This is a genomic window from Pseudomonas sp. SJZ080, assembly GCF_007828295.1.
GTDB lineage: Bacteria > Pseudomonadota > Gammaproteobacteria > Pseudomonadales > Pseudomonadaceae > Aquipseudomonas > Aquipseudomonas migulae_A.
On record NZ_VIUK01000009.1, the window covers coordinates 206,737 to 219,281 of the forward strand.

At 60.5% G+C, this 12,545-nt stretch carries 7 protein-coding genes; 4 read left to right on the forward strand and 3 right to left on the reverse strand.

The window, feature by feature from the left end; genetic code table 11:
- Positions 1–47: 47 nt before the first annotated feature.
- Positions 48–938, reverse strand: coding sequence for a universal stress protein (locus FBY04_RS14885; protein ID WP_145315675.1), 891 nt, complete (start codon positions 936–938; stop codon positions 48–50).
- A gap of 320 nt (positions 939–1,258) precedes the next feature.
- Between FBY04_RS14885 and FBY04_RS14890 the strand changes: the two genes are divergently transcribed.
- From FBY04_RS14890 to FBY04_RS33215, 4 genes are all read left to right on the forward strand, one after another.
- Positions 1,259–1,825: a phosphoribosyltransferase family protein gene (locus FBY04_RS14890; protein WP_145315676.1), complete on the forward strand. Its 567-nt coding sequence runs from the start codon at positions 1,259–1,261 to the stop codon at positions 1,823–1,825.
- A gap of 119 nt (positions 1,826–1,944) precedes the next feature.
- Positions 1,945–2,922 (forward strand): ribose-phosphate pyrophosphokinase, encoded by a 978-nt coding sequence (locus tag FBY04_RS14895; RefSeq protein WP_145315677.1) that lies wholly within the window; start codon positions 1,945–1,947, stop codon positions 2,920–2,922.
- A 353-nt stretch (positions 2,923–3,275) separates the two neighbouring features.
- On the forward strand, positions 3,276–5,981 hold the full coding sequence (locus FBY04_RS33210; protein WP_371927815.1) for a glycosyl hydrolase family 28-related protein: 2,706 nt from the start codon (positions 3,276–3,278) through the stop codon (positions 5,979–5,981).
- An 87-nt stretch (positions 5,982–6,068) separates the two neighbouring features.
- Positions 6,069–8,891, forward strand: coding sequence for a putative Ig domain-containing protein (locus FBY04_RS33215; RefSeq protein WP_371927816.1), 2,823 nt, complete (start codon positions 6,069–6,071; stop codon positions 8,889–8,891).
- Positions 8,892–9,009: 118 nt separating this feature from the next.
- Here FBY04_RS33215 and FBY04_RS14905 read toward each other — a convergent pair whose 3' ends face one another.
- A complete protein-coding gene (locus tag FBY04_RS14905) occupies positions 9,010–10,380 on the reverse strand; it encodes an HlyD family type I secretion periplasmic adaptor subunit (protein WP_084323307.1) in 1,371 nt (456 codons plus the stop codon).
- Positions 10,373–12,094 carry a type I secretion system permease/ATPase gene (locus tag FBY04_RS14910; RefSeq protein WP_084323308.1) on the reverse strand — a complete coding sequence of 574 codons (1,722 nt, stop codon included), beginning with the start codon at positions 12,092–12,094 and terminating at the stop codon, positions 10,373–10,375. The genes FBY04_RS14905 and FBY04_RS14910 overlap by 8 nt, the downstream gene beginning before the upstream one ends.
- Between the last annotated feature and the right edge of the window lie 451 nt (positions 12,095–12,545).

Sequence of the window (12,545 nt, forward strand, 5' to 3'; positions counted from 1 at the left end):
GCTCTAGCGAACGGCGTTTCGTAACCTGTGGTCCTGGCCGGATCGTGCTAAACGGCCAGGATGCTGCAAGTCACCTGGTACAGGGTATGTTCGGTGGTGCTGCCCAACAGTTTTTCCAGGCCATGGGACTGGACCCGGCCCATCACAATCACGTCGATCTGTTGCTCATCGGCGAACGCGTGCAGCACGGCCACAGGATGCCCCTCAATGAAATGTTGCCGGTCAGCCGGCACGCCATACCGGCCGGCCAGGTCGAGAAAGGATTTTTCATGACCCTTGCGCACCTGACTGTAGAGGTCCGCGAGCGCCAATCCCCCGCCGCCCATATCGCCCAGGAACAGCGCGGAAGCCTCGCAGGCGTAAACCAAGTGCAACTCGGCCTGACACTGGATAGCCAGGCTGGACGCCTGTTGGATGATCCGCTCATTGAGCTCGTCGTCCCGTACCAGGGGATTGGAAACATCAACCGCTGCCACGACCTTGCGCGGCAAAGCATGATCACCTTCGCCAGGCAGGTAGACCGGTATTGGGCAATGACGCAACAGACGCCAGTCCAGCGGGGTAAAGAACCCGCGCTTGAGAGCCGGTTCACGCTGCACCTGCTTGATCAACAGGTCGGGCTGCATTTCTGCGACATAATCGAGAATGTCTTGCTGCAGATCGTCGGCCCATTTCGCCTCGGCAGTCACTTCAAGACCCCTGTTGCGCAGATGATCGGCCTGGTATTTGAGCCAATTGCGCTGGTCTTGCAAATATTCTTCGCGAGCCTTTTCCCGGTCGCCCTCTTCGAGTAGTGACAACAGCTTCCAGGATGGGATCAAGGCGACGATGTGCAGGCTGGCACCGCTGGCCTTGGCCAGGGCGGCGCCATGATCCATGGCTTTGGACTGGCGCAGGGCCGGGTTGATGATCAGCAACAACCGTTGATACTGGCTCATGATCGGTCTCCACGAAGCTTGCAGTTGTTTCGCTACCCGCCACCACGAATCGCTGTGTTCGCCGGTGGGTCAGGTACCTCTTTCGTAGATTCAGAATCCTCCGAGGAGACGGCCTTGACGTTGATTTATATCAAGTGCCTGCGCCAGCAAGCGATTCACAGGCCGCTGCCACCCCTGCGCGTCACCGGACGGGTTGTCGAAGGCTAAGAAGACCGACTTTTGATTTGATCGCGATTGATCAATATCAATCGCGCCAAGGCCAACCGGGCTACATTGACCGAAAACGCACGTGCCCTATGGTTCACAGACAGGAGAAGGCAATGACGATCCTATTGGCAAGTCAGCGGTTGCGCCTGTATGACCGCAATGAACTCGACGACGTGCTGCTGACGATGGCGCGCCAGGCCGCCACCCTGCTGCCGCCGGCGCACGCCGCGCTGATCGGAATCAGGCGCCGGGGCGAGCCCTTGGCCCAACGATTGCGCAAGCATATTGCACGCCAGACCGGCCAACCGGAACTCCCACTCTACCCTCTTGAGGTCAAACGCTACGCCGACGACCTGCAAGTGCTGCATTCCTTCACGCAATTGACCGAAAACCCGGCGCTGGCCAAACTGGACCTCGCCAACACCACGTTGCTGGTCGTTGATGATGTGCTGTTCGAAGGCCATTCGCTGCTGCGTACTTGCGCCTATCTGGCACAACTGGGCGCTCGTCGGGTCTACACCGCTGTATTGGTCGACCGGCACATCTGCCAGCAGCCAATCCGGGCCGACATTGTCGGTGTGCATCTGCAAGTGGCCGCCGCTGACATCGTCGAATGCAATGTGCCGCCCTTCGAACAGGATTTTTGCATAGAGGTCGTGCGCCACGGCGCCGTCCGCTGACGGGATGACGTCAAGCACTGGCGGGGCACTCTGGCTCGACGGCAGCGGCGCGACAACAGACCGGGTGGCACGCGCCATCCAAATGATATGTCTTGCCAATCGCGTTGGAGGAGACTTGCATGCGCACCCAACCCCCACTTCTTTTTGCCCTGCAAGGCAGCGAACTCTATGCCGCGCGCGTCGCCCAGCGGCTGGGTTGCTCGTTGGCACGACATGAAGAGCGAGACTATGAAGACGGCGAGCATAAATGTCGCCCGCTGGATCTGGTGAACGGCCGCGAAGTCGTGGTGTTTCATGGCTTGCATGGGGATGGTCGGCAGAGCGCCAATGACAAGTTGTGTCGCCTGCTGTTTTTCTGCAGCGCTCTCAAGGATGCCGGCGCCCGTCAGGTGCAGGTGGTGGCGCCGTACCTCTGCTACGGGCGCAAGGATCGGCGCAGCCAGCCTCAGGACCCGACCATCACGCGCTACGTCGCTGCGTTTTTTGAAGCCAGTGGCGTTGATCGCCTGATCACCCTGGAAGTACATAATACGGCCGCGTTCGATAATGCGTTCGCCATGCCGGCGTGGAGTCTGCAATGCGCCGAACTGTTCGCCGGGCATTTCGCCGCGCAAGTCGGCGACGCTGAAGTGGTTGCCGTATCCCCGGACTCGGGTGGCAGCAAGCGGGCCGAGCAGTTTCGTCAGGCCCTGGAGCGACAACTGGGACGATCGGTCGGCAGCGCTCTGATGGAAAAACACCGGGCCCATACCACGCTGACGGGTACCCTCCTGATGGGCGACGTGAGCGGCAAGACAGCCATCGTGTTCGACGACCTGATCAGCACCGGCGCAACGCTCAAGCATGCCGGCCTTGCCTGCCAGGAGGCTGGAGCCACACGTTTGTTCGCAGCCGCCACCCATGGCTTGTTCACCGCTGGCAGTCAACTGTTCGACGTGCCGATCTTCGAACACATCGCGATCACTGACAGCGTGCCGCCGTTTCGCCTGCCGCCTGACTGTGTCACGCGCCACTTGCAGGTTCTCGACAGCACGGCCCTGATCGCCACCTGCCTGGCGGAAAATGGCGCATTTGATCGCTCTGAGCCAGGGCATTGATGGTCAAACGGATCGGGATTGGCTTTTTACCTGTTGTTGAACAGCCCCAGGACTGCCGGGAAAGACCTGACTCAGGTAGCCACACCTGCCGTGGGTGGGCGCCAGGCGGATTTCGTTAGCGACACTTGTTCAATCCTTACACCATCAAAACCGTGGTCGCGAGCACCACTCCAGATAGTCAAAATAACGTTACTTTTATAAACAAACTCTCAACCGTCGATCAGTAATATCGGTTTATTGACGATGTTCCGATATGCGGTCGCAATTTTTGAGCTCCTCCGGGTACAAACAAGATGGATCGCCGATGGAATATTGGCGTCTTCTGCGGTTTAGCCTGATACGGAGATAAGCTCATGATTTTTAACGTACAAGATTTTGGCGCCAAAGGAGATGGGACCACAAACGACACCGCGGCGATACAGAGTGCAATTGATGCGGCCGCTGCGGCAGGTGGTGGACAGGTGTACATGCCAACCGGGACTTATATTGTTTCGGGTGGCGAGGAACCCTCCGACGGCTGCTTGATGCTCAAGAGCAACGTGTACTTGTACGGCGACGGCATGGGCGTCACCAACGTCAAGGTGGCTGACGGCTCAGATACCAAGATCACGGGGGTTATACGCTCCGCTTATGGCGAGGAGACCCACGATTTTGGCGTCAGCAACCTCACCATCGACGGCAACCGGGACCACACCACCGGCAAGATCGACGGTTGGTTCAACGGCTATATTCCCGGCCAAGAAGGCTACGACTCCAACGTCACCCTCGACAGCGTCGAGATCAAGGATTGCTCCGGGTACGGTTTCGACCCCCACGAGCAGACCGTCAACATGGTCATCAAGAACAGCGTGTCCCACGGCAATGGCCTGGACGGCTTCGTCGCTGACTTCCTCAGCGACAGCACCTTCGAAAACAACGTTGCCTACGACAATGACCGTCACGGTTTCAACGTCGTCACCAGTACCCACGACTTCACGCTTACCAATAACGTTGCCTACAACAATGGCGGCAATGGCATCGTGGTGCAGCGTGGCAGCGAGGACATCCCCTCCCCCAGCAACATCACCATCACCGGTGGCGAGGTGTACGGCAATGGCGCCGAAGGGGTGCTGATCAAAATGTCCAGCGAGGTGACCGTCAGCGGCCTCGACATCCACGACAACGCCAGCGCCGGGATCCGCATCTACGGCAGCAACCATGTCGAGATCATCGACAACACGCTCACCAACAATTCCCTGGGCAGCCCCGTACCGGAAATCATCCTGCAGTCCTACGACGACACCCTGGGCGTGTCCGGCAAGTACTTCAATGGCAGCGATAACACGATCCAGGGCAACATCATCAGCGGCAGCGACCTGTCGACCTACGGTGTGGCAGAGCGCAATGAAGACGGCACCGATCGCAACGCCATTATCGGCAACACAATCAGTCACACCAGCAAGGGCGCCACGTTGGTCTATGGCGACGGCAGCTACGTCAGTGCCACGGTGCCGATGACTACCGTGCAAGGTACGGCGGGCAACGACACCCTGCTGGGCAGCGCCGAAAGCGAGATTTTCTACGGCGCAGCCGGCAACGACACGATCAATGGCGGGGCCGGTAGCGACATTCTGGTGGGCGGTGCGGGCATCGACAAACTCACCGGCGGTACCGGCGCCGATACGTTCCGTTTCGTCGCTCAGTCCGACAGTTACCGCAACGCAACTGCAAGCTTCGATGACACCGTCACCGACTTCGACGTCACCCAGTACAAGATCGACCTTGCCGGTCTCGGTTTCACCGGACTGGGCAATGGTCGTGGCGGCACCTTGCAGGTCAGCTACAGCGCCAGTAACGACCGCACTTACATCAAGGACTACGATGCCGACGCGAGCGGCAATCGCTTCGAGTTGATTCTCTCGGGCAACCTCGTCAGCACACTGAGCGCCAGCAACTTCATTTTCAATCGGGTGATCACCGGCACCAGCTCCAGCGACTCATTGCTGGGCAGCGATTCGGCCGACACCCTGCTCGGCCTCGCCGGAAACGACAACCTCAGTGGCGGCGCGGGCGACGATAAGCTCGACGGTGGGTCCGGCATGGACACCCTTACCGGTGGCGACGGGGCGGATACCTTTGTGTTCTCGAGTCGCCTGGACAGTTACCGCAACTACAACACCGGCGGTGCCAACCTCAGCGACGTGATCACTGATTTCGATATCAGCGCCGACAAGATCGACCTCTCGGCCATGGGTTTTACCGGCCTGGGGGATGGCAAGAACAATACCGTTTACCTTGTGCTCAACAGTGCCGGCACCAAGACTTACATCAAGTCCCTGACCGCCGACGCCGATGGCAACCGCTTTGAAGTGACGCTGAACGGCAACTACGTCGACAAGCTGACCAGCGCCAATTTCGTCTTCGCTACGTCGTCACCGGTCAACCATGCGCCGGTGGTGGCAACGGCGTTGCTGGATCAGAACGCCACCGAAAATACCCCGTTCAGCTACGTGGTGCCGGCCAACAGTTTTACTGATCCGGATAACGACAGCCTTAGCTACATCGCCAAACTGGCGAATGGCAACGCCCTGCCCAGCTGGCTGACACTCGATGCCGCGACTCGTACGTTCAGCGGCACACCCAGCGATACCGCATCGGGCACCTACTCCATACAGGTCACCGCGGCCGACGGCAGCAACGCCACCGTCAGCGACAGCTTTACCCTCGCCGTGCAGGACGTGCCCGCCTCACCCACGGTGATCAACGGCACGCCGAACAACGATACGCTGACCGGCACCGCTGCCAACGAACAACTCTTCGGTGGCGCCGGTAACGACACGCTGAATGGCGGCGCGGGCAACGATATTCTGGTCGGTGGCACCGGGGTGGACAAACTCACCGGCGGCGCGGGTGCCGATGTGTTCCGCTACACCTCGACACTCGACAGTTACCGCACCAGTTCCACCAGCGTCAGTGACCAGATCCTCGACTTCGACGCGACCGCCGACAAGATCGACGTCTCGGCGCTCGGCTACACGGCCCTGGGCAACGGTCTGAACGGTACGCTGCAAGTGACCTAAAGCGCTTCGACCAACCGTACCTATCTCAAGGACCTTACCGTCGACGCCAACGGCAACCGCTTCGAAGTGTCGCTGGCGGGCAACCTGGTGAGCAGCCTGACGGCGAGTCATTTTGTTTTCGCCGGCCAGAACCCCCCGAGCAATGCCGCACCGGTGGTGGCCATCCCCCTCCTCGACCAGAATGCCACCGAAAGCACGCCGTTCAATTACACCGTCACCCATGACAGTTTCACCGACGCCGACCAGGATGCGTTGACCTACACCGCAACCCTCGCTGACGGCAGTGCCCTGCCCGCGTGGCTGAGTTTCAACGCCACCAGCTTGACGTTCAGCGGGACGCCGACCAGCACGGCTTCGGGCAACTACAACGTATTGGTCAAGGCCACCGATCCCTCGGGTGCGTCGGTCAGCGACAGCTTCGCTCTGGCGGTGGCCGATGCGCCTGCGAACAACATCACCGGCACCAACAATGCCGAAACCCTCAACGGCACAGCGGGTGCGGACCTGATCCTTGGCCTTGGTGGCAATGACACAATCAAAGCCGGTACCGGCGCGGACATCGTCGACGGCGGCGCCGGGCGCGACTCGCTGTACGGCGGCGACGGTGCCGACACCTTCCGCTACACCAACGTGCTCGACAGCTACCGCGACTACGACACCGGGGGCATCACGGCCACCGACACGATTTACGACTTCACTGCAGGCGTCGACAAGATTGATGTGTCAGGGCTGGGCTTTCTCGGCCTCGGCGACGGCAGCAATCACACGCTGTACATGACCCTCAACGCGGCCGGCGACAAGACATATATCAAATCCGCCGACGCGGATGCCGATGGCAACCGTTTTGAAATCGCCCTCAACGGCAATTACGTCAACACCCTCACCGCCAGCGACTTCGTGTTCGGTGAGCGTGCCCAACAGGACATCCTCTACCTGCCCACCCTCGGCCAATCCAATGCGCGCCTGTTGCGCATGACGGAGGACGACGATCAGTCCGGCACTTCGATGCTGGTCAAGGACCTGGACCGCTACACCCCTTATGACGTGCGTAGCCAGTTCACCGATGCCGATGGCAATGGCATTGACATCGCGGTGGGAGGCAGCACGGTCAACGGCCTGTCGACCATGGGCGCCGAGGAGCTGAAGCTGTGCTGGTGGTTGACCGACACCAACCAGCCCGGGCCTGCCCTGTTGCGTGCCGTCGCGTTGCTGAACGACCAGCTCACCGAACTGCAATCGATCGATAACGTGACCATGGGCATCATTTGGGGCCAGGGTGAGGAAGCCGCCCAGGAGATCGCCCGCGCCACGGACAAAACAGCGGCAGCAGCGGACTACAAGGCCGCGACCCTGAAGGTGTTCGATTACCTGCATGCCCAGTTTGGCAACTTCAACGTGTACATCATGGAAACCGGTCACTACCAGGAGGATGCGGCGCGTGCCCGTGGTTACTCGGAAGAGAAAATTGCCTCGATCGTAGCCGGGGTCGGTTATGTTCGGGCCACCCAGGAAGCCATCGCCGCCGAGCGTGCCGACGTCAAGCTGGCGGTGGACTACACCGACCTGCCCTTGCGCTACGAAGTCGATCCGCTGGTGTACCCCGACGACGTCTGGCACTTGCACGAGGAATCGGCGGAAATCGTCGGCCAGCGCCTGGCCGACTACATCGCCGATGACCTTGGCTTTCAAGGCAACCCCGACGACAACAACAGCGTGCAAGAGATTTTCGACAACGCTCAAAACCAGGGCGGGATGATTTCCGGCACTGACCAGTCTGATACCCTGGTGGGCAGCTCGGGCAACGACACACTGGATGGCGACCTGGGCGCCGACTCCATGACCGGTGGCGACGGCAATGACATCTATGTGGTCGATAACGCGTCCGACAGCGTCACCGAAACCAGCACATCACCCTCGCAGATCGATACGGTGCAGGCCTCGGTCAGCTGGACCCTGGGCGCCAATCTCGAGAATCTGGTGCTCACCGGCGTGTCGGACATCGACGGTACCGGCAACGGGCTGCGCAACTTCATCACCGGCAATGCTGCCGCCAACGTGCTCAATGGCGCCGCAGGGGCCGACAGCATGAGTGGTGGCGATGGCAACGACACTTACTATGTCGACAACGCCGACGACACCGTGATCGAGACCCAAGGCAATGCGGTGCCCGGAGGGATAGACAGTGTGCACAGCAGTTTGGCGGCCTATACCCTCGGCGCCAATGTCGAGAATCTGTATATCGATAGCACGGGTGCCGCCACTGGCACGGGCAACGCGTTGGACAACACGCTGTTCGCCGGAGCCGGCAACAACGTGCTGGATGGGCGCGAGGGTAATGACACCGTGTCTTTTGGACGCGCCCTGTCCAGTGTCACCGCCAACCTCTCGACCTCAGCGCAACAAAACACGGGGGGCTCCGGGCTCGACACCTTGAAGTTCGTCGAAAACCTGACCGGAAGCGCCTACGCCGACAGTCTGTCGGGGAACAGCGCCGCGAACGTACTGAACGGTGGCGCAGGCAACGATACGCTGGTGGGTGGGTCGGGCGATGACCGGTTGATCGGCGGTGCAGGCACCGACAACCTCACCGGTGGCACTGGCGCAGATACTTACGCGTTTGGTGCGCTGTCTGACATGGGCATCGGGGCTTTGCGCGATGTGGTCAACGGCTTCAAGAGCGCCGAGGGCGATCATCTGGATTTCACCGGTCTGGACGCCAACCCGCTGACCGCCGAAGTCGACCCCTTTACCTTCATCGGCAGCAATGCCTTCGACCCTGTCAACGCCACCGGACAACTGCGCTTTGCCGACGGCATTCTCTACGGCAGTGTCAACGCCGACGCCACCCCCGAGTTCGAATTCGAAGTGGTGGGCATCAAGGAGCTGCACGCCAGCGATTTCACCGCCTGACGTCTTATGGGAGCGAGCGTGCTCGCTCCCATAAGGGAATTGCAGTACCCGAAAAATTAAAGGCCACTACAGACCCAATGGGGTGAGGGGACGAATTCCCTCGCCTCGGCGGTCATGCTCATTCCTCTTTGAACGCCGCAAGCAAGCGTTCACGCAAAGGCTTCATCAGGTAGTTCATCAAAGTGCGTTCCCCCGTGACCACCGTGACATCGGCAAGCATACCGGGGCGCACCAGCAGGCCGGCGGCCTGTAGCGAGACGACGGTGTCGGCGGGAATTTCGACCTTGGCGGAAAAGTACGGCTGGTGGGTCTGTTCATTGATCAACTGATCGGCGGACACCGTCTTCACCGTACCGATGACAGTCGGCGTATCCACCCGTTGCAGCGCAGTGAAATGCACATGCACCGGTAGACCCGGGCGCAACTTGTTAGCCATCAACGGCTCGAAACGCGCGGTGATCGCCATCGGCGCATCCAGGGGAACCACCTGCATCAGGGTTTGACCGGCCTGCACAACGCCCCCGACCGTGTGAATGCTCACGTCCATGACTTGCCCGGACACCGGCGCACGAATCGCACCGTTGTCGACTTCAAATTGAAAGGCGCGGATCTGGTCGGCATAACCTGCTGCTTCGGCAGAGACTTCACTGAGCTGGGTTTCGGCATCGCGACGAAATTCCTGCTGTGCCTGCAAGGCCTTGAGCCGGCTTTCATTGATCGCCTGGCGGGTCCTGCCGACATCGCCCACCCCGGAGGAAATCTGCCCGGCCAATTGGGCTGCGTTGCGCTCGACCTCGAAGAGTTTGTTGCGCGGAACGTAGCCCTCACGAGCCAAATTACGCAGGCCTTCCAGCTCCTGCTGCAGGAAGCGCATCTGCGTATCGTTGTTTCGCTTGACGCCTTCATAGCCCAGCAATTGCTGCTGCAATGCTGCAGCTTCGTGTTCGATGATCTGCAAGCGGCTGCCCAATTCTGCACGGCGGGTCACAAACAACTGGCTCTGCAAAGCCATGGAAGCCTTGACCCGTGGCTCGTCGGCATGTTCCAGCAGTTCAGCGGGCCATTGGATTTCGGCTGAGCCCAGGCGCTCGGCAATCAATCGCGCCTCGATGCTGCGATCGTTGAGCAACTTGCCCCGGGTGACATCCAGTTGCGACTGCGCCTGCACCGTGTTGAGCTGTGCCAGCAACTGCCCTTGGGTGACGCGGTCGCCATCACTGACCAGCAGTTTTTCCACCACGCCGCCGACCAACGACTGCACCGCTTTGCGTTCGCCCGCCACCACCACGGTGCCGCTGCCCACGACACCCTGGTCGAGCGGCGCGAGGCAGGCCCAGAGCAGGAAACCACCCAGTGCCAGGGCCAGGAAAACCACGCCATAGCGTGCTGCACTCCCCGCGTCGGTGTTGGCGCTGGGCAGCGTAGCATTACCGCGTATGCTCGGCCTCTGCTCGCTGTACGTTTGTTGCCCGGGGGTCAAGTCATGCATCTTCGCCAGTCTCCTTGACCGCAGCCTGTCTTGGCCCCGGGATCAATGCCTTGAGCACCCGATCCCGTGGACCGAATGCGTGTTGAGTACCGTCCTTGAGCACCAGGATGTGATCGGCCACCGCGAGTACATTAGGCCGGTGGGTAATCAGCACCACGGTGCTGCCGGCGACCTTGAGCGCACTGATTGCCTGAACCAGCGCCAGCTCTCCGGCTTCATCCAGGTTGGAGTTGGGCTCGTCGAGCACGATCAGCGACGGCAGCCCATAGAGCGCGCGAGCCAGGCCGAGGCGCTGCTTCTGTCCGCCGGACAGCCCCAGCCCGCCGGGGCCCAGCGGCGTGTCGTACCCCTTGGGGAACCTCAGGATCATTTCGTGTATGCCCGCGTGACGCCCCGCCGCGATGATCTTGTCCGCGTCCTGCTCACCGAATCGGGCAATATTGTCGGCCACACTGCCGTCGAACAGTTCGATGTCCTGCGGCAGGTATCCCAGGTGCGGGCCCAGAGCGTCGTGAGACCATTGACTGATCTCGGCGTCGTCCAGACGCACCGACCCGCCCATGGCCGGCCATACCCCGACCAGCGCCCTGGCCAGCGTTGATTTACCACTGGCGCTGGGGCCGACGACGGCGAGCACGTCACCTTTGACCAGGTTGAAATTGATGCCCCGCAGGATAGGTTGCGAGGCACCGGGTGGACCAACATACAATTGCTCCAGTCGCACTGCGCCGGTGGGTGGCGGCAAAGGCATGCGCAGGCGCTCGCGCGGATGCTGGGCAAGGAGCTGGCTCAGGCGCTGGTAACTCTGGCGGCCTGAGTTGAATTGCTTCCACGAGCCAATGGCGATTTCCACGGGGGCCAGGGCGCGCCCCAACAGCAGCGACATGGCGATCATCATGCCCGCCGACAATTGGCCTTCGAGTACCAGCAACGCGCCCAGGCCCAAGGCCAGCGATTGCCCGGAGATGCGCACGAAACGAGTCATCGAAGTGATACGCGCGCTGCGGTCGCTGGCATGGGCCTGGGCGGCAACGATGCGTTGCTGCAGCAGGCTCCAGCGCTGGCGCAATGGCCCTAGCATGCCCAAGGCCTGGATGACTTCGGCATTGTGGAACGTGCTGTTTACATAAGTTGAAGACTGCACACCCAGCCGATTGGCTTCGCCCAGACGCGTTCGCGTCGCCAACTCCCCCCACAGTGCCAGACCGATTAGCACCAGGGCCAGAACCAGCGTCAACACGCCGAACCAGGGATGGAAGATGAACGCTACCAGCAAAAAGATCGGCAACCATGGCGCATCGAGCAACGCAATCAGGCCCTGACCGGTGATCAACTGCCGCAGCGTCGCCAGATCGATGAGCACCTGAGCCGGGTTGGCATTGTGCTCGCGAAGGCCGCGGGCGAAGGCGGCGTCGAAAATCCGCTCGCCCAAGGCATCGTCGAGTCCCGCGCTCATGCGAATCATCACCGCACCGCGAACCCACTCGATCAGGGCGCTGAACATGAACAGTCCCAGCGCGATCAAAGTGAGCATGAACAAAGTGGTTTCGTTGCGACTGGTGAGGACCCGGTCGTACACCTGCATCATGTAGAGCGACGGCACCAGCACCAGCAGGTTGATCACGCCACTGAACAGTGCCAACGACCAAAACACCCGGCGGTAGGAGAGTAAAGCAGCATCAATGTCATGACGCGGATCGAGAAGAAAACCCATACAAAGTTGCTCGCAAAAGAATGAGTCGGTCCAGGACGCAATCCATCGCGAGCGTCTACCCCACGGGCGAAACGCTAAATGCAGTCTGACGTGCCGTTATCAGAGACGGTCCTCGTCGCTACAGGCGCCAATAACTGACAACGCGACCTCGGGATAGTGCCGGTTATGCAGGCAGGGTTTTCATGTGGCTGACGGGCGGGTATGCGCGCTGCATTGGGGAGTCGCGGCATGTCACTTTCGCTAGAACGCTTCCTTTGCCGTTACTTGTTGAGGCGCAGAGCATCAAAAGCATTTCGTTCCTCGCAGGCGGTGAAGTCATTTGCGCGGTGACCAGACCCGCTAGACTGGCCAGACCAAATGTATGGTCAGCCCACCTCCTGCAACCCAGCTTGATGAACGGTAAAGCATGCTTGCGCTAATGTATTCGGGCTCATGGTGAGCACAGTTATTA

Coding starts and splice junctions, on each gene's coding strand:
- FBY04_RS14895 (WP_145315677.1), top strand. CDS start 1,945: ATGCGCACCCAACCCCCACTTCTTTTTGCCCTGCAAGGCAGCGAACTC.
- FBY04_RS14910 (WP_084323308.1), bottom strand. CDS start 12,094: ATGGGTTTTCTTCTCGATCCGCGTCATGACATTGATGCTGCTTTACTC.
- FBY04_RS14905 (WP_084323307.1), bottom strand. CDS start 10,380: ATGCATGACTTGACCCCCGGGCAACAAACGTACAGCGAGCAGAGGCCG.
- FBY04_RS33210 (WP_371927815.1), top strand. CDS start 3,276: ATGATTTTTAACGTACAAGATTTTGGCGCCAAAGGAGATGGGACCACA.
- FBY04_RS14890 (WP_145315676.1), top strand. CDS start 1,259: ATGACGATCCTATTGGCAAGTCAGCGGTTGCGCCTGTATGACCGCAAT.
- FBY04_RS14885 (WP_145315675.1), bottom strand. CDS start 938: ATGAGCCAGTATCAACGGTTGTTGCTGATCATCAACCCGGCCCTGCGC.